We start from the raw sequence: 24,257 nt of genomic DNA, 5'->3' as shown, positions 1-24,257 counted from the left end.
AGCTCCTGGTGTTCGTGAGAGAGTGGGAGGGGGCGGGCGGAGGAGGAACGTCAGGCCGCTTTCGGCACGATGACCTTCAGGCCCTTGAAATAGTCGCGGAAGAAGCCGGCGTCGCGGGTGATCAGTGCGCTGCACTGAAGCAAGGCATGTGCCCCGACGATGAAGTCGGGCACGGCGCGCTGGCCTGCGCTCTCCTTGCCGAGCGCGCGCAGGCGCTGCTTGTAGCGCCGTTGCATTTCCCCGGCGCGGATCGCAGCCTTGCGCTCGACAGGCAGGAAGCTCATGCCCATCTCCTCGACCACGTCCATGATCTCGGAGCCGTGGCCGAGCCCGGCGGTGATCTCGCTGACGACCACGTCGCACAGCACGACGGGGCCGTGGGCGAGCGCGTCGCGCACGCAGGCCTCCGCGGAATCGGCGCCGGCGTCCTCGCCGAGCAGGTCGATCAGGACCGAAGAGTCGATAGCGATCATCAGGCGTCGACGGGATCGCCCGGGGCCCGACCGCGCAACTCGCGCATCACGTCGTCGGTCGTCAAGCCTTCGGCGAGCTTGAAGCGGCCGCGCGCCCGCGAGATCGCGTCGTCGACGTTCTTGCGCAGGATGATGCGGCCGCCGTCGAGCTCGACCTTCAGTTGCGTGCCCTTGGTCAGCCCGAGCGCATCGCGCACGGCCTTGGGCAGCGTGATCTGTCCGCGTTCGGCAACGGTGGCTTCCATGACGCGCTCCTTCGATGAAGTATGCATGAATTGTACATACTTCCCGAAGCGTACTTGCGGCGCGGGGTTACTTCAGCGGGGCAGAAGCGGGCGCCGTGGTCATTGCCGGCGCCGATGCGGCGTCCGACGCGCTCGATGTGGCGGGTGCCGGTGGGGTCGGCGTCGGCGCCGGGCCCGAAAGCATGTTCCCGGCAGCCGGCGCGGCGCCGGAGGCGGCCGCGGCGGCCTTGGCGACACGCGCCGCCTCGATCAGCTCGCGCTGCTTCGGGCTGACGCAGTCGTCGACGATGCGCTGCGCGGTCTTGACGTTCAACAGCATGGACTTGTTGACGATTTGCACCATCAGCGTCTCGCCGCGCACGTCCTCGAGTCGGATCGCGCCGGTCGACGACAGCACCGGCTTCATCAGGTAGTCGGCTTTGCCGTGCTTGACTTCCACATACGCCGGGAACTTGGCGCTGGCGACGATGTCGATCGTCTGCTTGAACTCGCAGTCGTAGAGGCCGTAGAAGACGCGCTCGGCGGCGTCGATCTGCTCCGGGCCCGCGGCGGCCGGCGGCGGCGGCGGCTCGACGACCTTCTTGGGGGCGGCTGCCTTCTTCGGTGTGCTCTTAGCCGGCGCGGCCTTCTTGGCGGGCGCCGTCTGCGCGAGGGCGACCGGCGCAGCGACACTGAGGGCGAAGGCGGCGGCCAGGGCGAACGTCGAAGATTGAATCGTCATGGTGTGTGGGTGACTGAATGAGGAGCCGCGATTGTGGCCGCGTGGGGCCATCGTGCGTGCCGGTGCGCAACGGACGCGCGGCGCAGCCGTGCAGCCATCACGCCGCGGCCGCAACCGGCGGAAAGAACCGTGTCAGCACGTTTGCAGGAAGCGGCTGGCCGGTTCGCTTGGCGCGTTCCAGCACCTGCCAGAAGTAACGGTAGCTCGCGCGGTCATGCAGCGTGCTGCGGTGGCTGATCGGCGCCCACTGGGCGTCCTGCGCTGCGGTGATGATCTCGATCGCCAGATCGGTTTCAGCCGCGCTCGGCGCGAACGCCTCGACGATCGGCTCGATCTGGTTCGGGTGGATGCTCCACATCCGCGCATAGCCGAACTCGCGCGCGGCGCGCGTGGCCGCAGCGGAGATGGCGCGTTCGTCGTTGAACTCGGTGACGACGCAGTGGGACGGCACCTTCGCGAACCCGTGGCAGGCCGCGGCGATCTCGAGCTTGGCGCGCACCACCAGCGGATGCGTGAACTGACCGTCGACGCCCATGGCGGAGGCCGGTATCGCGCCCCGATGCGCGGAGACGAAATCCATCAGACCGAACGACAGCGACTCGATGCGCGGGTTCGCCGCGATCGCCGCCACGTCGCGCAGCGCGCCGTGGGTCTCGATCAGCGCGTGGACCGGAATCGGCCGCGCGAGCTGGTGGACGCGGATCTGGTGGTCGATCTCGGCGCAGGCGCGCTGCAACTCCCGCGCGTCGCGCGGCTTGGGCACCATCAGGTACGCGAGCCGCGTGCCGGCGCGGGCGACCAAGGTGGCCACGTCGTCGGCGAAGCTGGGATGATCGACCGGGTGAACCCGTGCGCCGACGCGACCGAACGCGTTGGCGGACGACATCACCAGCTCGGCCGCCATGCGCGCGTGCTCGGCCTCGCCGCCGACCGGCGCGCCGTCCTCGCAATCGAGCGTGACGTCGAACACCGGGCCCATCTCGGCCTGCAGCGCGAGGCTCTTGCGCATGCGCGCCTCGACCCCGCAATAGTGGTCGCACACCGGGATCGCCGGGGCGGCGTCCCCGGCGTCGAACAGCGCGTCGCGGGGGTGGGTCACCTTACAGCAGGTGCTTGACGCCGTCTTGCTCGCCCTGGAGTTCCGCCAAGGTGACGTTGATGCGCTCCTGGCTGAACGCGTCGATCGGCAGGCCCTCGACGATCTTGTACTGGCCGTTCTCGGTCGTGACCGGGAACCCGAACATCACGTCCTTCGGAATGCCGTACTCGCCGTTCGACGGCACGCCCATCGTGACCCACTTGCCTTGCGTGCCCAGCGCCCAGTCGCGCATGTGGTCGATCGCGGCGTTGGCGGCGGAAGCGGCAGACGAGACGCCGCGCGCCGCAATGATCGCCGCGCCGCGCTTGCCGACGGTCGGCAGGAAGGTCTCGGCGTTCCAGACCTGGTCGTTGATCATGTCCTTGACGCTGGCGCCGCCGATCGTCGCGAAGCGGTAGTCGGCGTACATGGTCGGCGAGTGGTTGCCCCAGACCGCGAGCTTCTCGATGTCGGCCACCGGCTTGCCGGTCTTGGCCGCAACCTGGCTCAGCGCGCGGTTGTGATCGAGACGCAGCATCGCGGTGAAGTTCTCGCGCGGCAGGCTGGGCGCGCTCTTCATCGCGATGTAGGCGTTGGTGTTCGCCGGGTTGCCGACCACCAGCACCTTGACGTTGCGGCTGGCCACCTTGTCGAGCGCCTTGCCCTGGGCGGTGAAGATCTCGGCATTGACGGCCAGCAGTTCGGCACGTTCCATGCCCGGGCCGCGCGGGCGCGAGCCGATCAGCAGCGCGTAGTCGGCATCCTTGAAGGCGGTCATCGGGTCGCCGTGCGCTTCGATGCCGACCAGCAGCGGGAACGCGCAGTCCTCGAGCTCCATGATCACGCCCTTCAGCGCGGCCTGCGGCTTTTCCATCGGCACTTCGAGCAGGCTCAGGATCACCGGCTGGTCCTTGCCCAGCATCTCGCCCGAGGCGATGCGGAACAGGACGGCGTAACCGATCTGGCCAGCGGCGCCGGTGACGGCGACGCGAACGGGTTTCTTGCTCATGCGGATTCTCCGAAGGAATGGTGAAAAGATCGTCTGCGAGTTTAGGCCAGAGTGCAGGCCGCACTGCGGGTTGTCACCGATTTTCCGACCCGGAGCGATGAGTCTGATGTCTTCTATAAGACATAAACCAGTCGTCGGACGGCGATTCGGGCCACTTTGTGCTGCAATCGGGGCATGTCCGTGATCTCCCCGCCCGCCTCGGCCGACGCGCCGGTCGGCCCCGCCTTCAGTCCGCTCTATCAGCAGATCAAGGCGCTGATGACCAAGAGCCTGCAGCACGCCGAGTGGCGGCCGGGAGAAGCGATCCCGAGCGAGATGGAACTCGCAGCCCGTTTCAAGGTGAGCCAGGGCACCGTGCGCAAGGCCATCGACGAGCTCGCCGCCGAGAACCTGCTCGTGCGCCGGCAGGGCAAGGGCACGTTCGTCGCGACGCATGCCGAGGAACACGTCCAGTTCCGCTTCCTGCGCCTGATGCCGGACAGCGGCGAGACCGGCGGCATGACGCGCCGGCTGATCGATTGCAGGCGCCAGCGCGCGCCGGCCGAGGTGGCGCGCGCGCTGCATCTGCGCGCCAGCGACCCGGTGATCCGTGTTCGCCGGGTGCTGTCGTTCCGCGGGACGCCCGTCGTGTTCGACGACATCTGGCTGCCGTCCGCGCTGTTCAAGGGGCTGACCGGCGAGCGGCTCGCGGCCTACCGGGGGCCGCTGTACGGCCTGTTCGAGACCGAATTCGGTGTTCGCATGATCCGCGCCGAGGAGCAAATCCGCGCCGTCGCCGCGCAGGCGGCCAGCGCCGAGCTGCTCGCGCTGCCGCTCGGCGCGCCGCTGCTGAGCGTGGAGCGCTTGTCGATGACCTACGGCGACAAGCCGGTCGAACTGCGCCGCGGCCTTTACAGCACGGCGTCTCACTACTATCGCAATGACCTCAGCTGACTTGATTTCGGCTCCGGCCACGGCGCGTGGTGCTGCATTGCAATAAAATCGTTCGGTTACGCACCGGTTTCGACAGATCAGAACAAGGTTTCTTCATGGCACACACGGCAGAAGCAGTCAAAAAAACCAGGCCCGGCGAGAACATGCGGCTGATCGATGCGCTGGGGTACCGGCTCCCGCTGGCCGGCGTCGTGTCGATCCTGCACCGCGCGAGCGGTCTCGTGATGTTCGTGCTCCTGCCGTTCGTGATCTGGATGTTCGACACCAGCCTCACGTCCGAGATCAGCTACAGCCAGTTCGCCTCGGTCTTCCGATCGGGCACCGGGCTGCTGCCGGGCTGGTTCTACAAGCTGGTCGCGCTCGCGTTGATCTGGGCCTACCTCCATCACCTGATCGCTGGCCTGCGCCACCTGTGGATGGACGTGTCGCACGAGGCGGTGAGCAAGGAGTTCGGGCGCACGTCGGCCATCGTCACGCTGGCCGTCAGCATCGTGCTGACCCTCGCGCTCGGTGCCAAGCTGTTCTTCTTCTGATCGCTTTTCCAAGTCACCACTGAGGCGCCCCTTCATGGCACAGAGTTTCGGTTCGAAGCGCACCGTCGTCGGCGCGCATTACGGTCTGCGCGACTGGCTTTCGCAGCGCGTCACGGCCACGCTGATGGCGTTGTTCACGCTGGCGGTCATCGTTCAGGTGCTGATGCCCGGCGAGATGGGCTACGACAAGTGGGCCGGCATCTTCTCGCGGCAGTGGATGAAGGTGCTGACCTTCGTCGTGATCGTGTCGCTGCTCGTGCACGTGTGGGTCGGTGTGCGCGACGTGTTGATGGACTACGTGAAATCGGTGGGTGCGCGCCTCGCGCTGCAGGTGGCCACGATCGTCTGGCTGGTCGGCTGCGCCGGCTGGGCCATCCAGGTTCTTTGGAGACTTTGAGAATGCAATCGGCAATTCCCAAGATGTCGGCCGGCACGGCCTCGCTGTCGCGGCGCAAGTTCGACGTCGTCATCGTCGGCGCCGGCGGCTCCGGCATGCGCGCCTCGCTGCAACTGTCGCTCGCCGGCCTGAACGTGGCCGTGCTCTCCAAGGTGTTCCCGACCCGCTCGCACACGGTGGCGGCGCAAGGCGGCATCGGCGCCTCGCTCGGCAACATGAGCGAGGACAACTGGCACTACCACTTCTACGACACCGTCAAGGGCTCCGATTGGCTCGGTGATCAAGACGCGATCGAGTTCATGTGCCGCGAGGCGCCGAAGGTCGTCTACGAGCTCGAGCACTTCGGCATGCCGTTCGACCGCAACCCCGACGGCACGATCTACCAGCGCCCGTTCGGTGGCCACACCGCCAACTACGGCGAGAAGCCGGTCCAGCGCGCCTGCGCCGCGGCCGACCGCACCGGCCACGCGATGCTGCACACGCTCTACCAGCAGAACGTCAAGGCGCGCACCAACTTCTTCGTCGAGTGGATGGCGCTCGACCTGATTCGCGATGCCGACGGCGACGTGGTCGGCGTCACGGCGCTCGAGATGGAGACCGGCGAAGTCCACATCTTGGAGGCCAAGACCGTGCTGCTCGCCACCGGCGGAGCAGGGCGCATCTTCGCGGCCTCGACCAACGCGTTCATCAACACCGGCGACGGCCTGGGCATGGCGGCGCGCGCCGGCCTCCCGCTCGAGGACATGGAGTTCTGGCAGTTCCACCCGACCGGCGTGGCCGGCGCCGGCGTGCTGCTGACCGAAGGCTGCCGCGGCGAGGGCGCGATCCTGCGCAACAGCGACGGCGAGCGCTTCATGGAGCGCTACGCGCCGACGCTGAAGGACCTGGCGCCGCGCGACTTCGTCTCGCGCTGCATGGACCAGGAGATCAAGGAAGGTCGCGGCTGCGGGCCGAACAAGGACTACATCGTCCTCGACATGACCCACCTCGGCGCCGAGACCATCGCCAAGCGCCTGCCCAGCGTGCTCGAGATCGGCCACAACTTTGCGAACGTCGACATCACGAAGGAACCGATTCCCGTCGTGCCGACCATCCACTACCAGATGGGCGGCGTGCCGACCAACATCCACGGCCAGGTCGTGGCGCCGAAGGACGGCAACCCCAACGCGGTGGTGAACGGCCTGTACGCCGTCGGCGAATGCTCCTGCGTGAGTGTCCACGGCGCGAACCGCCTGGGCACGAACTCGCTGCTCGACCTGCTGGTGTTCGGCAAGGCGGCCGGCAACCACATCGTCGACAGCGGCCTGAAGGCGAAGCAGCACAAGCCGCTGCCGGCCGACGCGGCCGACTTCACGCTCGCGCGCCTGGCACGGCTGGACGGCTCGACCGGCGGCGAGTATGCGCAGGACGTGGCCAACGACATCCGCAACTCGATGCAACAGCACGCCAGCGTGTTCCGCACCCAGAAGCTGATGGACGCCGGCGTGGTCGAGATCAAGGCGCTGGCCGAACGCGTCAAGGGCATCCACCTCGCCGACAAGAGCAAGGTGTTCAACACCGCGCGGATCGAGGCGCTCGAGGTCGACAACCTGATCGAGGCGGCCATGGCGACGATGATCTCGGCCGCCGCGCGCCACGAGAGCCGCGGCGCGCACACCGTCGACGACTACGCCGACACGCCCGAGCACCCGAACGGGCGCAACGACGAGGTCTGGATGAAGCATTCGCTCTGGTACTCGGAGGGCAACCGCCTCGAGTACAAGCCGGTCAACCTGAAGCCGCTGACCGTCGAGTCGGTGCCGCCGAAGGTTCGCACGTTCTGATCCGGGAAAGAATCACATGAAGCGCACGTTCCAGATCTACCGCTACGACCCCGACACCGACGCCAAGCCGCGCATGCAGACGATCGAGGTCGAGCTCGACGGCCACGAGCGCATGCTGCTCGACGCGCTGAACAAGCTCAAGGCGGTCGATCCGTCGCTGAGCTTCCGCCGCTCGTGCCGCGAAGGCGTGTGCGGCTCGGACGCGATGAACATCAACGGCAAGAACGGCCTGGCCTGCCTGACCAACATGCGCACGCTGCCCGGCGTGATCGTGCTGAAGCCGCTGCCCGGCCTGCCGGTGATCCGCGACCTGATCGTCGACATGACTCAGTTCTTCAAGCAGTACAACTCGATCAAGCCGTACCTCGTCAACGACGAGACGCCGCCCGAGAAGGAGCGCCTGCAGTCGCCCGAAGAGCGCGACGAGCTGAACGGTCTGTACGAGTGCATCCTGTGCGCGAGCTGCTCGACGAGCTGCCCGAGCTTCTGGTGGAACCCGGACAAGTTCGTCGGCCCGGCCGGCCTGCTGCAGGCCTACCGCTTCATTGCCGACAGCCGCGATCAGGACACCGCGGGCCGCCTCGACAACCTCGAGGACCCGTACCGCCTGTTCCGCTGCCACACGATCATGAATTGCGTCGACGTCTGCCCGAAGGGCCTGAATCCGACGCGCGCGATCGGCAAGATCAAGGAACTGATGGTGCGCCGCGCCGTCTGACCTCGAGATGGAAGCGTTGATTGACGAACGGGCGTTGAGCAAGCTGCGCTGGCGGTGTCGCCGCGGCCTGCTCGAGAACGACCTGTTCATCGAGCGCTTCTTCAAGCGCCACGCGGCGCAGTTGACCGAAGATCAGGCCCAGGGTTTGCTGATCCTGATGGACCTGTCCGACAACGACCTGCTCGACCTGCTGCTGGCCCGCCAGGAGCCCGCCGGGGAGCTGGAGAGAGACGACGTGGTGCAGGTGCTGCGCATGATGCGCGTGCCCGCGTGACGCAAGCGAGTTCACACCCCTTAGGCACTCTAGGCACTTGAAGGAAAGATCATGACCCCGTCCGACGTGAAAGCCACGCTGTCGTTCTCCGATGGCAGCCCCACCATGGATCTGCCGATCTACAAGGGCAGCATCGGCCCCGACGTGATCGACATCCGCAAGCTCTACGCGCAGACCGGCAAGTTCACCTACGACCCGGGCTTCCTGTCGACGGCGTCGTGCAACTCGACGATCACCTACATCGACGGCGACAAGGGCGAGCTGCTGTATCGCGGCTACCCGATCGAGCAGCTCGCCGAAAACTGCGACTACCTCGAGACCTGTTACCTGCTGCTCAAGGGCGAACTGCCCAACGCGACCCAGAAGACCGACTTCACCAAGCTCGTCACGAACCACACGATGGTCAACGAGCAGATGCAGTTCTTCCTGCGCGGCTTCCGCCGCGACGCGCACCCGATGGCCATCATGACCGGCCTGGTCGGCGCGATGTCGGCCTTCTATCACGACAGCACCGACATCCACAACGCCGAGCACCGCGACATCGCCGCGATCCGCCTGATCGCGAAGATGCCCACGCTGGTGGCGATGGCCTACAAGTACACCGTCGGCCAGCCCTACATCTACCCGAAGAACGACCTCTCGTACGCCGGCAACTTCATGCGCATGATGTTCGCGACGCCGTGCGAGGAGTACGAGCCGAACGAGGTGCTGGTGCGCGCGATGGACCGCATCTTCATCCTGCACGCCGACCACGAGCAGAACGCCTCGACCTCGACGGTGCGCCTGTGCGGCTCGTCGGGCACCAACCCGTTCGCGGCGATCGCGGCCGGCGTGGCCTGCCTGTGGGGCCCCGCGCACGGCGGTGCCAACGAGGCGGCGCTGAACATGCTCGAGGACGTGCAGCGCATGGGCGGCGTCGAGAAGATCGGCGATTTCATCAAGCAGGTGAAGGACAAGAACTCGAACGTCAAGCTGATGGGCTTCGGGCACCGCGTCTACAAGAATTACGACCCGCGCGCCAAGCTGATGCGCGAGACCTGCCACGAGGTGCTGGACGCGCTCGGCCTGCACAACGACCCGATCTTCAAGCTCGCGATGGCGCTCGAGAAGATCGCCCTCGAGGACGACTACTTCGTCTCGCGCAAGCTCTATCCGAACGTCGACTTCTACTCCGGCATCGTGCAGCGCGCGATCGGCATCCCGGTCACGCTGTTCACCGCGATCTTCGCGCTGGCCCGCACCGTCGGCTGGATCGCGCAGCTCAACGAGATGATCGGCGACCCGGAATACAAGATCGGCCGGCCGCGCCAGCTGTTCAGCGGCTCGACGCCGCGCAACGTCGCGCCGATCGCGCAGCGCCGCTGATCGCTGCAGGAACTTCGCGGCGCGCAGGCGCCGCGCCCACGGCCCCGCGGCGACGCGGGGCTTTTTTTTGTCCGGCCCCCCTGAACAGGTGGGGCGTCCGAGGGTTTCCCGGGAACGGCTTTTGCATCGTCATCCCCTATCGTGACTTCGCCGCGCGTGGCGCTACGAGTGACCTCGACGGTTCCTTTCCACCCTACCCACAGGAAGCTGCAATGACACTTGCGATCAATCCCTTGGCGTTGGCCGGCGCGGCGTTGTGCCTCGCGGCCTTCGCGACACCGGCGGCGATGGCCGGCAACGACAGCATCGGCATGCGCGTGGTGCGCGACCCGGTCACCGGCGTGCTGCGCGCGCCGACCCATGAAGAATTCAAGGCGATGCAGGACGAGGAAAAGGCCGCCCGTGCAGCTGCTCGCACCCCCTCGACGGCCGCTGCCGAAGCGGCCGCCGCACCGGTGCGCATCCAGGGCGCCAACGGCGCGAAGGGCGTGCGCGCCGGCGATGCATTCCTGTCGTATTCGGTCGTGACCCGCCAGGCCGACGGCAGCCTCGACACCGCGTGCGTCACCGGCGCCGAGGCGGCCGAGAAGATCGTCCTCGCCAAGCCGACCGCCGCCACGAGCGCCAAGGCCAGCAAGAAGGGGCACGACCATGACCACCAATAAGTCCGCATGGGGTCGGGTCGGCGGCGCGCTCGCCGGAGCGGCCCTGGTTGCCGCACTGGGCACATTGACGGCCACGGCGCAGGCCGCGGCCACGATCGTGATCATGAACACCAACGCGCCTGGCGTCGGCTTCAACGACCCGACGCCTGCCGCGCCGGTCGGCGGCAACGCCGGCACGACGCTGGGGCAGCAGCGCCTGATCGCCTTCCAGGCCGCGGCCGACATCTGGGGCGCGACGCTGACAAGCTCGCAGACCATCAAGATCCGCGCGTCGTTCGAGCCGCTGACCTGCACCGCCACCAGCGCAGTGCTGGGCAGCGCTGGGGCGTACAACATCTGGAGCGACTTCCCGAACGCGGCGAAGGCCGGCGCCTGGTACCCGCAGGCGCTCGCCAACAAGCTGGCCGGTACCGACCTGAGCGAAGGTGACCCGCAGGGCCAGGACATCCAGGCCCGCTTCAACTCGCGCCTGGGCCTGTTCTCGAACTGCCTGCCGGGTTCGCCGTTCTACCTCGGCCTGGACAACAACCACGGCACGGCGATCGACCTGGTCACGGTGCTGTTGCATGAGTTCGGCCACGGCCTGGGCTTCCAGACCTTCACGAGTGGTGCCACCGGCGACGTGTTCTTCGGCCAGCCGTCGATCTGGGACTACTACCTGATGGACGACACCACCGGCAAGCTGTGGATCAACATGACGAGCGCCGAGCGTGCCGCGTCGGCGTTGAAGCCGCGGCAGCTGTCGTGGACCGGGGCGAACGTCACCAAGGCAGTGCCGATGGCGCTGTCCGCGGGCACGCCGCGCCTGCAGGTCTACGGCGCAGCCGGCGGTGCCGCCGGTACCTACGACGTCGGGGGGGCCTCGTTCGGACCGCCGCTCAGCACCACGCCTGTCACCGGCCAGATGGTGCAGCTGGTCGACCAGCCGAACGGCACCGGGCTCGCGTGCACGCCGGTGGCGGGCAATGCGTTCCAGGGCAAGGTCGCCGTGGTCGATCGCGGCGTCTGCGGGTTTGCGGTGAAGGCCGCGATCATGCAGGCGGCCGGCGCGAAGGGCGTGGTCATCGTCGACAACGTCGCCGGCGGACCGCCGGCGGGGATGAGCGGGACCGACCCGACCATCACGATCCCGTCGGTGCGCATCACGCTGGAGGCCGGCACCTTGATCAAGAAGGCGCTGGCCGAGCGCTCCGGCGGCGTGATCGGTCGCTTCGATGTGAACACGGCGCAGTACGCAGGTGCCGACGCCTTCGGTCGCGCGCTGATGTACACGCCGAACCCGTACCAGAGCGGGTCGTCGGTGTCGCACTGGGACACGATCGCGTTCCCCAACCAGCTGATGGAGCCCGCGATCAACGCCGACCTGCTGCACACCGTCGTGATGCCGGCCGACATGACCTTCGAGCTGCTGAAGGACATCGGCTGGTAAGAACGGTCGCTTCCACCTCGAAAGGCACGGCACACGCCGTGCCTTTTTCTTTGGATCGCGGTACAACCGGTCCATGAGCGACAGGGCCTTCCCCACGATCCCGATGCTGGCGGCGTTGGTGCTGGCCGGCGGTTGCGCGGCGCAGGGTCGAGAGGACGCGGCCCGCCCGCCTGCGCCGCCCGCCACGAAGGAGTGGATGCCGATGAATGCCGATCTTCACGCGATGACGCAGGCCGCCCTGGCCGATGCGATGCGTCGCGCAGCGCCGGGTGCTGCGGCGCCGACGCTGCTGAGCGCGGAGCGCGTGACCTGGCCCGACGGTTCGCTCGGCTGCCCGATGCCCGGGCGCATGTACACGATGGCGCTGGTGCCGGGCTACCGGATCCGCATCCAGTCCGGCACCGAACAACTCGACTACCACGCCTCGATGCGTGGCGAGCCGCAGCTGTGCCCGCCGGGGCGTGCGACCGACCCGGCGCCGCGCTCGGCCGTGTACTGACCTTCGTCCGCGCCAAAGAAAGGCCCCGCGGTCGGTACCGCGGGGCCTTCTTTTTTGTGCCGGCCGGCGACGTCGTCCGGCCGAGGGCGGTCAGGGCGCGTCGACCCGCACGATCGTCGGGTTCGGCATGCCGGATGCGCCGCTGTAGGCCACCGAGCCGAGGTACTTCGTCTTGGTGGCCAGGCCGCTGAACGTCAGGCCGATGTTGCCGGTCTGGCCGAGCGTGGCGGTTGCCGGTGCAGCCACCGTCATGTTGCCGGCCAATGCGCTGCCGAGCGTCCAGCTGAACAACGTGAAGTCAGCCGCGCCGACCGGCACCGCGAACCCGACGACGCGCGCCGTATACGTGCCCGCGGGCGGGTTGACGAAGTTCACCTCTTCGGCCGAGGTGCCGCTGCCGCTCGAGCCCACGAGCACGCCGTTGCGGTAGACCTCGAGGTCGAGATCGCTCGCCTGGCTGACATTGGCGTCGAACAGCGAGAAGCGCAGGTAGGTCTGGCCCGCCGGCACGTCGACGGTGAAATCCTTCGAGGTGTTGGTCTGGACCGAGCCGGCCTGCGTGGCTGCCGGCACGAGCCCCCGGGCGGTCGCCGTGAACGGACCCGAATAGCCGAAGGTCACGTTGTACGAGCCCGTCACCTCGACCGGCGCCGCTAGAGCGACCGGGTTCGCCACCACCGGGATGCGAACGACGTGACCCTTGTTGCCGGTCAGCGTGAGCTGGCCGCCGGTGTAGGCGTTCAGCGCCGCCGTGGTCGTCGTGAAGGTCAGCTCGAACTTGGCGGACTTGCCTTTGCCCACCGTCAAGGCGCCCGGCAGCGTCACGTTGATGCCCGACATGCCGGCCACCGAGAACGTGTACGTTTCTTCAGCGCCGCCGACGTTCGTGACCGTGCGCGTGACCCTCTGCGAACCCGCCAGCTTGCCCAGCGCGATCGACGCGCCGTTGAAGTTGCTCGGCTCGATGACCGGCACGCCGGCCGATGTGCAGAACGACACCGGCAGCTGGGTGCCGCACAGGAAACCGAACCAGTCGCTGAAGCCCGAATCGAACACCAGGCCCGGATCGGCGGCGTTCATCGGCCGCACGTGGCCGGCGCCCTGGCGGAAGATGACCAGCGGATTCGTGTTCGGGCCATCGAGCACGTCCGTGCCGGTGGTCATCAACGCCGACTTGATCGCCATCGGCGACCAATCCGGATGAATCTGCTTCATCAGCGCCGCGGTGCCGGCCACGTGCGGGCTCGACATCGAGGTGCCGCTGTACAGGTCGAACAGCTTGCCGTTGTTGTTCGGCGGCGCGACGCCGGCGAGGATGTCCTGCCCCGGCGCGATCAGGTCGGGCTTGAGCAGGCTGCCACTGGCACGCAGCGGGCCGCGCGAGGAGAAGTCGGCCGTGTAGGGCGCGGGCACGTTGGTCAGGATGTCGGCGCGGCCGATCGTCGCCGTCGGGTTGGCCGTCCCGACATACGCCTTGAGCGGCGCGTACGCCGCCACCGTCAAGTGGACTGCCGCGATGTCATAGGCGACGAACGGCGTCGTGGTGTTGCTGGTCGGCGTATTGACGAGCACCATGCCGACACCGCCAGCGGCCTTCACCGCTGCGGCCTTGTTGACGAGCACGTTGCCGCCGCGCTCGCAGAGCACGATCTTGCCGCTCACCTTGGCCGGGTCGAGGCGGGCCACGCCGTCGTCCGCCGCGCCATAGCACAGCGCCAGCGTGGCCGCATTCGCGCCAGCGACGCCGACCGTGCCGGCATCGACCAACGGCGCCGGGCCGGCGGTCAGCAGGTAGCCGCTGCCGGAGTAGGTCACTCCGTTGCCGAGCGTGACCGAGCCACCCGAAATGCTGCGGGTGTGCGTGCCGGCGGCCACCGTCGTGACCCACGGGCTGGGGTGCGCGACGGTGCTGATCGTCGGGCCGCTGTTGCCCGCCGAAGTCGCCACGAACACGCCCGCGTCGGCAGCGTAGAGGAACGCGATTTCGACCGGATCGCGGAAGCTGGTCTGCGAGCCGCTGATCGAATAGTTGATCACGTCGACGCCGTCGGCCACCGCTTGGTCGATCGCGGCTACCAAGTCGTCCGTGAAGCCCGAGCCCGTGCCGTCGGACTGGGTCCACAACGCCTTGTAGGCGGCGATGCGGGCGCGAGGCGCCATGCCGGAAATCTTGCCCAGTGCCGCAGTGACCCCGGTCGCCTGGACGCCTTCATTGCCGCCGGCCGTGCTCGCCGTGTGGGTGCCGTGGCCGTCGTAGTCGCGTGGCGAATTGAACTCCCACGGCAGTTCTGCGGCGACACCGGCATCGCCGCCGAAGCCAGCGTTGTAGTAGCGCGCGCCGATCAGCTTCTGGTTGCAGTTCGAGTTGCTGAACTGGTCGCCGTTCTGGCACTTGCCGTGCCAGCCAGGGATCTGCTGGTACGACAGCTTGCCGTCCTGCGTGCCGTTGCCGTTGGTTCCGGTGCGGTCCGAGAAACTCGGATGTTCGGGCCAGATGCCGGTGTCGATGATGCCGATGATGACGCCTTCGCCGGTGCCCTTGGTCGCCCAGAAACCGGTCGGGCCGCTCAGGCCCAGGAAGGCCGGAGTGGTCGAGGTGTCCTTGGTCCTGATCTCGTTGCGCGACACCGAAAGAACGCCGGGCGTCTGCGCCAGTTTCTGCGCCTGGGCTTCGGTCAGCTTGGCGGCAAAGCCGTTGAAGACATAGCCGTAGCTGTACACCTTGGTGCCGCCACCGACCGCGGCGAGCGCGGCGTCGTGGCGCGCGGCGAGGTAGCCCTTGTAATTGCCGACGGCCGGTGAATCGGGATCGATCTTCTTGCCGGCGGACGGCTTGGTCGCGGCGTAGCCCTTCAGCCCGCCCTTGTACGCGGTGACCGGTTCATCGGCCATGCGCACGACGAAGGTGGCGGTGCCGGTGGCGCGGGCCGCGACGTCCGACGGCTCGACTTGTCCGGCCGTGACGTTCTTGACCGACAGCGCGGTCGACATCGAAGCGGATTGGGCGGTGGACGAGCTTGCCCCGCCGTCGCCGCCCCCGCAGGCCGTCAGCGCCATGATGGCCGCGGCCACCAAAGCCGGTTGCCAGTAAATCAGTTTCATCGGAAGGCCCTGAGTCGATGTAAATGAGGCGCTTTGGCAACTTGTGGTCACCCGAGCGTTAAGGATCGTGAAGTTTCACCGCTCAGTGTGGTCGAACCAACCGTACTGTCCCTACCCCCTGGTTCGGGGGTCGTTCAGGCGCTGCGCCTAAAATCATCGTCCTGCCGCAAGAACGCTGGCGCCACCGGTCCGACCATGCTCCGCACGCTGTACGACAAGATCTGGGACGAGCACGTCGTCCACACCGAGGACGACGGCACTGCCGTGCTCTACATCGATCGCCACCTGGTCCACGAAGTGACCAGCCCGCAGGCGTTCGACGGCCTGGACCTGGCGGGTCGCAAGGTCTGGCGCGTTTCCGCGAACCTGGCGGTGAGCGACCACAACGTGCCGACGACCGACCGCTCGCACGGCATCGCCGACCCGATCTCGAAGCTGCAGGTCGACACGCTGGATGCCAACTGCGACCGCGTCGGCATCACGCAGTTCAAGATGAACGACCGCCGCCAGGGCATCGTCCACGTGATCGGGCCGGAGCAGGGCGCCACGCTGCCGGGCATGACGGTGGTCTGCGGCGATTCGCACACCTCCACCCACGGCGCATTCGGCGCACTCGCCCACGGCATCGGCACCAGCGAGGTCGAGCATGTGCTGGCCACGCAAACGCTGCTGGCGCGCAAGGCGAAGAACATGCTGGTCAAGGTCGAGGGCAAGCTCGGTGTCGGCGTCAGCGCGAAGGACGTCGTGCTTGCCATCATCGGCAAGATCGGCACCGCCGGCGGCACCGGCTACACGATCGAGTTCGCCGGCTCGGCGATCCGCGCGCTGAGCATGGAAGGCCGCATGACGGTGTGCAACATGGCGATCGAGGCCGGGGCGCGGGCCGGCCTGATCGGCGTCGACGAAAGCACCGTCGCCTACGTCAAGGGCCGGCCGTTCACGCCGAGCGGCATCGAATGGGATCAGGCGCTGCGCTACTGGAGCACGCTGAAGACCGACCCCGGTGCGCACTTCGACGCCGTGGTCGAGCTCGACGCGTCGTCGATCCGCCCGCAGGTGACCTGGGGCACCTCGCCCGAGATGGTGCTGTCGATCGACGACCGCGTGCCCGACCCCGACCGCGAGAAGGACGCCGGCAAGCGCGGCGCGATCGAACGCGCGCTGCAGTACATGGCGCTGGAGCCGAACAAGCCGATCGTCGACATCCTGATCGACAAGGTCTTCATCGGCTCGTGCACCAACTCGCGGATCGAGGACCTGCGCGAGGCGGCGAACGTGGTGCGCCACCTGCGCAAGCGCATCGCCAAGAACGTCAAGCTCGCGATGGTCGTGCCGGGTTCGGGGCTGGTGAAGGAGCAGGCCGAGCGCGAAGGCCTGGACGTGATCTTCAAGGGCGCCGGTTTCGAGTGGCGCGAGCCCGGCTGCTCGATGTGCCTGGCGATGAATGCCGACCGGCTCGAGCCGGGCGAGCGCTGCGCCTCGACCAGCAACCGCAACTTCGAAGGGCGGCAGGGCGCGGGCGGCCGCACCCACCTGGTCAGCCCGGCGATGGCGGCCGCTGCCGCGATCGAAGGCCACTTCGTCGACGTCAGCCGCCTGAGCTGAACCCCCACAGGATTCCCATGACCCCGTTTCGCATCCACACCGGCCTGGTCGCTCCGATGGACCGGGAGAACGTCGACACCGACGCGATCATTCCGAAGCAGTTCCTGAAGTCGATCAAGCGCTCGGGCTTCGGTCCGAACCTGTTCGACGAATGGCGCTACCTGGACCACGGCGAACCCGGGCAGGACCCGGCGTCGCGCCGTCCGAACCCCGACTTCGTGTTGAACCAGCCACGCTATCAGGGCGCCTCGGTGCTGCTGGCCCGCAAGAATTTCGGCTGCGGCTCGTCGCGCGAGCATGCGCCGTGGGCGCTCGATCAGTTCGGATTCCGCGCGATCATTGCGCCGAGCTACGCCGACATCTTCTTCAACAACTGCTTCAAGAACGGCCTGCTGCCGATCGTGCTGCCGGAGGAGCAGGTCGCGCGCCTGTTCGACGAGGCGGCGGCCTTCATCGGCTACAAGCTCACGATCGACCTCGAGCAGCAAGTCATCGTCAAGCCGGACGGCGCGACGATCCCGTTCGACGTGCAGCCGTTCCGCAAGTACTGCCTGCTCGGCGGCTTCGACGACATCGGCCTGACGCTGCGCCATGCCGACAAGATCCGCGCCTTCGAGGCCGAACGGCTGCTGACCAAGCCGTGGCTCGCGCACACGATCTGATCCACCACGACAACGACAGAAAGCTCCCCCCGTGAAGATTGCAATCCTGCCGGGTGACGGCATCGGCACCGAGATCGTCGCGCAGGCCGTGCGCGTGCTGGGCGCGCTCGACCTGCGTTTCGAGACCGAGACTGCGCTGGTCGGCGGTGCCGCGTACGACGCGCATGGTCACCCGCTGCCCGAGGCGACGCTCAAGCTCGCGCAGGGCGCCGACGCGGTGCTGTTCGGCGCCGTCGGCGACTGGAAGTACGACAAGCTCGAGCGCGCCTTGCGTCCCGAGCAGGCGATCCTCGGTCTGCGCAAAAGCCTGGGCCTGTTCGCGAACTTCCGCCCGGCGATCTGCTACGAGCAGCTGACTCACGCGTCGAGCCTGAAGCCCGAGCTGGTCGCGGGGCTGGACATCCTGATCATTCGCGAGCTCACCGGCGACATCTATTTCGGCCAGCCGCGCGGCCGCCGCGAGTCGCCGGACGGCGCGTTCGCCGGCGCCGAGGAGGCGTTCGATACGATGCGCTACTCGCGCCCGGAGATCGAGCGCATCGCGCATGTCGCGTTCCAGGCCGCACGCAAGCGCAACAAGCGCCTGACCAGCGTCGACAAGGCCAACGTGCTGGAGACCTTCCAGTTCTGGAAGGACGTCGTCACCGAGGTGCACGCGCAGTATCCGGACGTCGCGCTCGACCACATGTACGTCGACAACGCCGCGATGCAGCTGGTCAAGGATCCGAAGAAGTTCGACGTCATCGTCACCGGCAACATGTTCGGCGACATCCTGTCCGACGAGGCCGCGATGCTGACCGGCTCGATCGGCATGCTGCCGTCGGCCTCGCTCAATTCGGCGGGCAAGGGGCTGTACGAGCCGAGCCACGGCAGCGCGCCTGACATCGCCGGCAAGAACCTGGCGAATCCGCTGGCTACAATACTGTCTGCCGCCATGATGCTCCGCTTCTCGCTCAACCAACCCGCCGCCGCCGACCGCATCGAGTCGGCCGTGCAGCGTGTGCTCGCGCAGGGCTTGCGCACGGCAGACATCTGGTCCGCAGGAACGACCAAGGTCGGCACGATCGAGATGGGCGACGCCGTCGTCGCCGCGCTCTCGGCCGCCACCGCGAAAACCACGATTACCAAGGGCTAGCTGGCTCCGGTTCGTGTCGCCCCATCCCTTGGCGAGCGAGCCGGGGGAGCAAAGAGGTTTCGATCAACTTTTTCACTGGGGCAACTTTGATGACAGCACTCACGGGTTTGGTTGGATGGCGGGGGATGGTCGGTTCCGTGCTGATGGATCGCATGCAGGCCGAAGGCGACTTCGACCACATCGAGCCGATGTTCTTCAGCACCAGCAATGCCGGCGGCACCGCCCCGGTGATGGCGAAGAACGAGAAGAAGCTCTTCGATGCCTATGACATCGACGCGCTGAAGCGCTGCGAAATCATCGTCACCGCGCAAGGCGGCGACTACACGTCGGACGTGTTCCCGCGCCTGCGCGCCGCAGGCTGGAACGGTCACTGGATCGACGCCGCCTCCACGCTGCGCATGAAGGACGACGCCGTCATCGTGCTCGACCCGGTCAACATGCCGGTGATCAAGGACGCGCTCGCCAAGGGCGGACGCAACTGGATCGGCGGCAACTGCACGGTCAGCTGCATGCTGATGGGCGTGGGCGCGTTGTACAAGGCCGGGCTGGTCGAGTGGATGAACACGATGACGTACCAGGCCGCCTCGGGCGGTGGTGCGGCCCACATGCGTGAACTGTTGACGCAATACGGTACCTTGAACGCCTCGGTGCGCCACCTGCTCGACGACCCGAAGAGTGCCATCCTCGAGATCGACCGCCAGCTGGCGGCCACCCAGCGCGGCCTGTCCGACGCCGAGACCGCCAACTTCGGCGTGCCGCTGGGCGGCAGCCTGATCCCGTGGATCGACAAGGATCTGGGCGACGGCATGAGCAAGGAAGAGTGGAAGGGCGAGGCCGAGACCAACAAGATCCTCGGCCAGGGCGCCGGCTTCGGCACGGACGCCACGCCGGTCGATGGCTTCTGCGTGCGTGTCGGCGCGATGCGCTGCCACAGCCAGGCGCTGCTGTTCAAGCTCAAGAAGGATGTGCCGCTGGCCGATATCGAGGCGCTGATCGCGGCCGACAACGCCTGGGTCAAGCTGGTCCCGAACACCAAGGAAGCGACGCTGCGCGACCTGACGCCGGTGGCCGTCACCGGCACGATGACGATCCCGGTCGGCCGCTTGCGCAAGATGTCGATGGGCCCGCAGTACCTGGGCGCGTTCACGATCGGCGACCAACTGCTTTGGGGCGCGGCCGAGCCGCTTCGGCGCATGCTGCGCATCGTGGTCGACGCCTGAGGCGGGCAGGGCAGCTGCGCGACACTTGTTGCAGGGCTGCCACGCCACGATCCGGCCGATTCGTCGAACAGCGCAAAATGTCAGCCATTGCATTAGCTTGTCAACGTATCTTGTTGATGTTATTGTGATTTCTAAGATTTTGCGTTGGCGCCGACTTTTCCGAGGTGCGGAACGCGAGATGGACGCTGTCGATATCGGCGGTCGCGCGCAGGCGCTCGCCTCGTCTTTTTGGGAGACGCCTTGAAAAGAAGCTTGACGTTCTCGGGGCGTTTCGCCCTGACCGGGGTGGCCGCGGCCGCGTTGATCATGGCGGCGCCCGCGGCCTGGTCTCTGGGTTTAGGGCGGGTTCAGGTGCAGTCGGCGCTGGGCGAGGTGCTCCGTGCGGAGATCGACGTCACCAGCATGACGCCCGAGGAGGCGTCGAACCTGCGCGTGCGCGTGGCGCCGCCCGAGTCGTACAAGGCCGCTGGCGTCGACTACAACGCGGTGCTGCCCGGCACGCAGGTCGAACTGCTGCGCCGCGCCGATGGACGGCCGTACCTGAAGCTGACGAGCGACCGCGGCGTCCAGGAGCCTTTCGTCGACGTCATCCTCGAACTGAACTGGTCCACCGGCCGATTGGTGCGCGAGTACACGATGCTGTTCGATCCGCCGGTGACGGCCCGTGCCGCGCCGCCCGCGCCGACGCCGACGACCGCACCGGCCCTGAGCGCCGCGACCCCGGTGCCGGCCGCACCGCCGCGTGCCGCCGAACGCCGCCCGGCGCCCGCTCCGGCGGTTGCGGCTGCTCCCGCGCCTGCGGCCGAACCGCCGGCACCGCGTCCCGCGGCCGCGCCGCGCGAGCCGCGCGCCGTGGCCGTCAAGCCGGCAGATGCGCCGGCCGCAGCCGGCGTCGACGACTACAAGGTTCGCCCGGGCGATTCGCTGTCGAAGATCGCCACCCGCACCCAGCGGCCCGGCGTGTCGCTCGACCAGATGCTGGTGTCGCTGTACCGCGGCAATCCGCAGGCGTTCATGGACAACAACATGAACCGTCTCAAGGCGGGCGTGGTGCTGGCCGTGCCGAGCGCCGACGCCGCCAAGGGCGTGACGCCGAACGAAGCGCGTCAGGTCATCCAGGCCCAGAGCGCCGACTTCGGCGCTTACCGTCAACGCCTCGCCGGCGCAGTGCCGACGACCCGGCCGGAGGGCAGTTCGCGCCAGGCCAGCGGCAAGGTGACGGCCTCGGTCGATGACCGCAAGCAGGCCGCCGCGGCGACGCCCGACAAGCTCACGCTGAGCAAGGGTGCCGCGGGCGCGAAGGTCGAAGAACAGATTTCGAAGGATCGCGCGAAGAAGGCCGACGACGTGCGCGTCGCCGAACTGGCGAAGAACGTCGACGAATTGAAGAAGTTGTCGGGCGCGACCGCAAGTGCCGCTGCGCCGAAGACGGCCGCACCGCCGCCGGCGCCCGCGCCCGCTGCTGCACCGACCCCGCCGGCTGCACCGGTGGTCGTGGCTGCTGCGCCCGCTCCCGCGCCGCCGCCGGCGCCTGTGGCGCCACCGCCTCCGGCCGCGCCCGTCGTCGTCGCCTCGGCGCCGATGGCCGCTTCGGCGCCAGCGCCGGCGGTGACCGCTTCAGCGGCTCCGGCCGCCCCGGTCGTGGCGGCCAAGCCGGCTGCCAGCGCACCGGCGGTGGCCAAGTCGCCGGTCAAGGCGCCGCTGCCCGCCGAGGAGCCCAGCGTGATCGGCTCGCTGCTCGACGACAACCCGATGGCGCTCGGCATCGGCGGGCTCGCGCTCGCGCTGCTCGCCGGCTTCGGCGTCTACAAGTTCGCCCGGCGCGCCGGCAAGGACAGCGGCGAAACATCGTTCCTCGAAAGCCGCCTGCAGCCCGATTCGTTCTTCGGCGCCAGCGGCGGCCAGCGCATCGACACGCGAGACGCCGGCGGCACCTCGTCGTCGATGAGCTACTCGCTGAGCCAGCTCGATGCGATCGGCGACGTCGACCCGGTCGCCGAGGCCGATGTGTACCTGGCCTACGGTCGCGATCTGCAAGCCGAGGAGATCCTGAAGGAGGCCATGCGCAGCAACCCGGACCGCATGGCGATCCGCACCAAGCTGCTCGAGGTCTACGCCAAGCGTCGCGATACCAAGGGCTTCGAATTGCTGGCGACCCAGCTCTACTCACTGACCCGCGGGCAAGGCGAGGACTGGGCCAAGGCGCAGGAGCTCGGCACCCAGATCGACGCCGACAACCCGCTCTACAAGCCGGGCGGCGTGCCGGCCGGCATGCACCGCGACGGTGGCGAAGTCCTCGAACCACTCGACGCGAGCACCATGCCGCAGTCGGTGCTGCCGTCGCCATCGCAGTTCGGCAATTCGGTGCGTGGGGCCTTGATGACCGACAGCGGCGGCAGCGTAGGCGCCGATCTCGACCTCGACCTGGGCAACCCCGAATCCGGTCAACCCAGCGTCCGCGGCAACCTCGAGACCACGCAGGCCTTCGCGCCGTCTCCGCCGCCGCCTGTCGACGACATGTCGCTCGATTTCGCGCTGCCCGACGTGCCCGAACTGCAGGCCAAGCCGGTCCCGCGTCCGGCCGAGCCGTCCACGTTCGACCTGTCCGACATCTCTCTCGACCTCGACATGCCGCCGACGCACCCGATGACGACCGAGGCGACGCGCGCGCCGGCCGCCGAGTCGACGTCCGCGTTCGGCGCGCTGGACCTGTCGGCCCAGGACGGCGGCGAGGACGACCCGATGTCGCGCAAGCTCGAGTTGGCCGAGGAGTTCCGCCAGATCGGCGACAACGATGGCGCGCGCGATCTGCTGCACGAAGTCGTTGCCAAGTCGAGCGGCAGCGTGAAGAGCCGCGCGCAGAGCATGCTGGCCGACCTCGGGTGACCGGCGGCGGCGGGGCGCCCTCGTGAGGGTGGTGCTCGGCGTCGCCTACCGCGGCCAGGCTTACCGCGGCTGGCAGAGCCAGCCGGACGGTCAGACGGTGCAGGATCGGCTCGAGCACGCGCTGGGCCGTTTTGCCGACGTGCCGCTGCGCACCGTCTGCGCGGGCCGCACCGACACCGGCGTCCACGCGCTGAACCAGGTCGTGCACCTGGACACGCCGATCGAGCGTGCCGAATCGTCGTGGGTGCGCGGCACCAACCGCTTCCTGCCGCCGGACATCGCGGTGCAATGGTGCCGGCGCTTCGACGACGAGACCTTCCACGCCCGCTACGCAGCGCTGGGCCGGCGCTACGTCTACGTGCTGCTCGAGTCGGCGGTGCGCCCGGCGGTCGAGGCCGGTTCCGTCGGCTGGAGCTTTCGTCCGCTCGATGGCGCGCGCATGGAAGCGGCCGCGGCCTTGCTGCTCGGCGAACACGACTTCAGCGCGTTCCGCTCGTCGGAGTGTCAGGCGCCGACACCGGTCAAGACGATCCGCTCGATCGCGCTCACCCGCCGAGGTGCCTACTGGCGCTTCGAATTCGACGCCAATGCGTTCCTGCATCACATGGTGCGCAACCTGATGGGTGCGCTCCTTGCCGTCGGATCCGGTACGCGGGACGGCGCGTGGCTGGCGGCGGTGCTCGCAGGACGCGACCGCAGCCGGGCGGCACCGACCTTTCCGGCGGATGGCCTCTACTTCGTCGGGCCGTACTACGATCCCGTCCACGACATCCCGCAGCGCACGCCGGTGCTCGACTGGTTGCCGTGACCCACACGACCATGAACCAGCGCACCCGAATCAAGATCTGCGGCCTGACCCGCGAAGCCGATGTCGACGCGGCCGTCGAGGCGGGCGCCGACGCGATCGGCTTCGTCTTCTACGCCCGCAGCGCACGCCACATTGACCTGGCCCGCGCCGAGGTGCTGGCGCGGCGGTTGCCACCTTTCGTGACGCCCGTGGGCCTGTTTGTCAACGCGTCGGACGCCGACATCGCGGCGGCCACCGCGGCGATTCCGGCGCTGCTGCCGCAGTTCCATGGCGATGAGAGCCCGCAGGACTGCGCCCGCGCCGGGCGGCCCTATCTGCGCGCGGCCCGCATGACCGCAGGCTTCGATTTGCTAGACTTCGCCTCCCGGTTCACACAGGCCCAAGCCCTCCTGCTCGACGCGCATGTCGACGGTTATGGCGGCGGTGGAAAGGTTTTCGATTGGTCGCTCATTCCCTCCGACGTGCCCCTTCCAGTCGTTTTGTCTGGTGGGTTGCATGCCGGAAATGTGATCCAAGGCATCCAGACGCTGCGGCCGTGGGCCGTTGACGTCAGCTCCGGCGTGGAGTCCGCGAAAGGCATCAAGGATGCCGTCGCGATCCGCCGGTTCTGCGATGCAGTGCGCGAGGCCGATGCCCGCAGTGCCGCATCGCCCGCCTGATCAATCCGAATCTTTCAT

At 67.9% G+C, this 24,257-nt stretch carries 23 protein-coding genes; 17 read left to right on the top strand and 6 right to left on the bottom strand.

Going from position 1 to position 24,257, the window contains the following annotated elements; all coding sequences use genetic code 11:
- Nucleotides 1-50: 50 nt before the first annotated feature.
- The 5 genes from ASC76_RS05460 to ASC76_RS05440 form a co-directional block, all read right to left on the bottom strand.
- Complete coding sequence (locus ASC76_RS05460; RefSeq protein ID WP_056463687.1) at nucleotides 51-473, bottom strand: type II toxin-antitoxin system VapC family toxin; 423 nt, start codon at nucleotides 471-473, stop codon at nucleotides 51-53.
- Nucleotides 473-718: an AbrB/MazE/SpoVT family DNA-binding domain-containing protein gene (locus tag ASC76_RS05455; protein WP_056463684.1), complete on the bottom strand. Its 246-nt coding sequence runs from the start codon at nucleotides 716-718 to the stop codon at nucleotides 473-475. The genes ASC76_RS05460 and ASC76_RS05455 overlap by 1 nt, the downstream gene beginning before the upstream one ends.
- Before the next feature lie 67 nt (nucleotides 719-785).
- Entirely contained in the window at nucleotides 786-1,439 is a 654-nt protein-coding gene (locus ASC76_RS05450; RefSeq protein ID WP_056463681.1) for a hypothetical protein, read from the bottom strand.
- Nucleotides 1,440-1,536: 97 nt separating this feature from the next.
- Complete coding sequence (locus ASC76_RS05445; protein ID WP_056463678.1) at nucleotides 1,537-2,538, bottom strand: CoA ester lyase; 1,002 nt, start codon at nucleotides 2,536-2,538, stop codon at nucleotides 1,537-1,539.
- A gap of 1 nt (nucleotide 2,539) precedes the next feature.
- The gene (locus tag ASC76_RS05440; protein ID WP_056463675.1) at nucleotides 2,540-3,526 is read right to left on the bottom strand and encodes a malate dehydrogenase; all 987 of its coding nucleotides are present in this window, start codon (nucleotides 3,524-3,526) and stop codon (nucleotides 2,540-2,542) included.
- Between the two features lie 174 nt (nucleotides 3,527-3,700).
- On the opposite strand from ASC76_RS05440, the gene ASC76_RS05435 reads away from it, so the two are divergent.
- From ASC76_RS05435 to ASC76_RS05390, 10 genes are all read left to right on the top strand, one after another.
- Nucleotides 3,701-4,459, top strand: coding sequence for a GntR family transcriptional regulator (locus ASC76_RS05435; protein WP_056463672.1), 759 nt, complete (start codon nucleotides 3,701-3,703; stop codon nucleotides 4,457-4,459).
- A 143-nt stretch (nucleotides 4,460-4,602) separates the two neighbouring features.
- Nucleotides 4,603-4,992, top strand: coding sequence for a succinate dehydrogenase, cytochrome b556 subunit (gene sdhC / locus ASC76_RS05430; RefSeq protein ID WP_056463668.1), 390 nt, complete (start codon nucleotides 4,603-4,605; stop codon nucleotides 4,990-4,992).
- 34 nt (nucleotides 4,993-5,026) lie between these two features.
- Complete coding sequence (gene sdhD / locus ASC76_RS05425) at nucleotides 5,027-5,389, top strand: succinate dehydrogenase, hydrophobic membrane anchor protein (protein WP_056463665.1); 363 nt, start codon at nucleotides 5,027-5,029, stop codon at nucleotides 5,387-5,389.
- A gap of 23 nt (nucleotides 5,390-5,412) precedes the next feature.
- Complete coding sequence (gene sdhA / locus ASC76_RS05420) at nucleotides 5,413-7,212, top strand: succinate dehydrogenase flavoprotein subunit (protein WP_056466917.1); 1,800 nt, start codon at nucleotides 5,413-5,415, stop codon at nucleotides 7,210-7,212.
- Nucleotides 7,213-7,228: 16 nt separating this feature from the next.
- Nucleotides 7,229-7,930, top strand: a complete 702-nt coding sequence (locus ASC76_RS05415; protein ID WP_056463662.1) for a succinate dehydrogenase iron-sulfur subunit — start codon at nucleotides 7,229-7,231, stop codon at nucleotides 7,928-7,930.
- 7 nt (nucleotides 7,931-7,937) lie between these two features.
- The gene (locus tag ASC76_RS05410; protein WP_056463658.1) at nucleotides 7,938-8,204 is read left to right on the top strand and encodes a succinate dehydrogenase assembly factor 2; all 267 of its coding nucleotides are present in this window, start codon (nucleotides 7,938-7,940) and stop codon (nucleotides 8,202-8,204) included.
- Nucleotides 8,205-8,255: 51 nt separating this feature from the next.
- Nucleotides 8,256-9,569: a citrate synthase gene (gltA, locus tag ASC76_RS05405; RefSeq protein WP_056463655.1), complete on the top strand. Its 1,314-nt coding sequence runs from the start codon at nucleotides 8,256-8,258 to the stop codon at nucleotides 9,567-9,569.
- A 212-nt stretch (nucleotides 9,570-9,781) separates the two neighbouring features.
- A complete protein-coding gene (locus ASC76_RS05400) occupies nucleotides 9,782-10,234 on the top strand; it encodes a post-PEP-CTERM-1 domain-containing protein (RefSeq protein ID WP_157615324.1) in 453 nt (150 codons plus the stop codon).
- The gene (locus tag ASC76_RS05395; RefSeq protein WP_082548802.1) at nucleotides 10,221-11,663 is read left to right on the top strand and encodes a PA domain-containing protein; all 1,443 of its coding nucleotides are present in this window, start codon (nucleotides 10,221-10,223) and stop codon (nucleotides 11,661-11,663) included. Before ASC76_RS05400 ends, ASC76_RS05395 begins: the two co-directional genes overlap by 14 nt.
- A 73-nt stretch (nucleotides 11,664-11,736) precedes the next feature.
- On the top strand, nucleotides 11,737-12,162 hold the full coding sequence (locus ASC76_RS05390) for a hypothetical protein (RefSeq protein ID WP_056463650.1): 426 nt from the start codon (nucleotides 11,737-11,739) through the stop codon (nucleotides 12,160-12,162).
- A 90-nt stretch (nucleotides 12,163-12,252) separates the two neighbouring features.
- Here the strand turns inward: ASC76_RS05390 and ASC76_RS26420 are convergent, their stop codons facing one another.
- The gene (locus tag ASC76_RS26420; RefSeq protein ID WP_056463647.1) at nucleotides 12,253-15,264 is read right to left on the bottom strand and encodes a S8 family serine peptidase; all 3,012 of its coding nucleotides are present in this window, start codon (nucleotides 15,262-15,264) and stop codon (nucleotides 12,253-12,255) included.
- Between the two features lie 195 nt (nucleotides 15,265-15,459).
- Here ASC76_RS26420 and leuC point away from each other — a divergent pair, with 195 nt between their 5' ends.
- The 7 genes from leuC to ASC76_RS05350 all read left to right on the top strand — a co-directional run bounded on the left by leuC (nucleotide 15,460) and on the right by ASC76_RS05350 (nucleotide 24,239).
- Nucleotides 15,460-16,869, top strand: coding sequence for a 3-isopropylmalate dehydratase large subunit (leuC, locus tag ASC76_RS05380; RefSeq protein WP_056463644.1), 1,410 nt, complete (start codon nucleotides 15,460-15,462; stop codon nucleotides 16,867-16,869).
- A gap of 17 nt (nucleotides 16,870-16,886) precedes the next feature.
- Nucleotides 16,887-17,531: a 3-isopropylmalate dehydratase small subunit gene (gene leuD, locus ASC76_RS05375; protein ID WP_056463640.1), complete on the top strand. Its 645-nt coding sequence runs from the start codon at nucleotides 16,887-16,889 to the stop codon at nucleotides 17,529-17,531.
- Nucleotides 17,532-17,562: 31 nt separating this feature from the next.
- Entirely contained in the window at nucleotides 17,563-18,666 is a 1,104-nt protein-coding gene (gene leuB / locus ASC76_RS05370; RefSeq protein ID WP_056463635.1) for a 3-isopropylmalate dehydrogenase, read from the top strand.
- An 89-nt stretch (nucleotides 18,667-18,755) separates the two neighbouring features.
- Complete coding sequence (gene asd, locus ASC76_RS05365; RefSeq protein ID WP_056463631.1) at nucleotides 18,756-19,886, top strand: aspartate-semialdehyde dehydrogenase; 1,131 nt, start codon at nucleotides 18,756-18,758, stop codon at nucleotides 19,884-19,886.
- Between the two features lie 240 nt (nucleotides 19,887-20,126).
- Complete coding sequence (locus ASC76_RS05360; protein ID WP_305815376.1) at nucleotides 20,127-22,772, top strand: FimV/HubP family polar landmark protein; 2,646 nt, start codon at nucleotides 20,127-20,129, stop codon at nucleotides 22,770-22,772.
- Nucleotides 22,773-22,794: 22 nt separating this feature from the next.
- Complete coding sequence (gene truA / locus ASC76_RS05355) at nucleotides 22,795-23,580, top strand: tRNA pseudouridine(38-40) synthase TruA (protein ID WP_056463624.1); 786 nt, start codon at nucleotides 22,795-22,797, stop codon at nucleotides 23,578-23,580.
- Between the two features lie 11 nt (nucleotides 23,581-23,591).
- Complete coding sequence (locus ASC76_RS05350; RefSeq protein ID WP_056466912.1) at nucleotides 23,592-24,239, top strand: phosphoribosylanthranilate isomerase; 648 nt, start codon at nucleotides 23,592-23,594, stop codon at nucleotides 24,237-24,239.
- The last annotated feature ends 18 nt before the right edge of the window (nucleotides 24,240-24,257 follow it).

This window comes from Rhizobacter sp. Root404 (assembly GCF_001425865.1).
Lineage (GTDB): Bacteria > Pseudomonadota > Gammaproteobacteria > Burkholderiales > Burkholderiaceae_C > LMDS01.
Note: the sequence above shows the minus strand (reverse complement) of the source record. Positions and strands in the feature narration are given on the sequence as shown.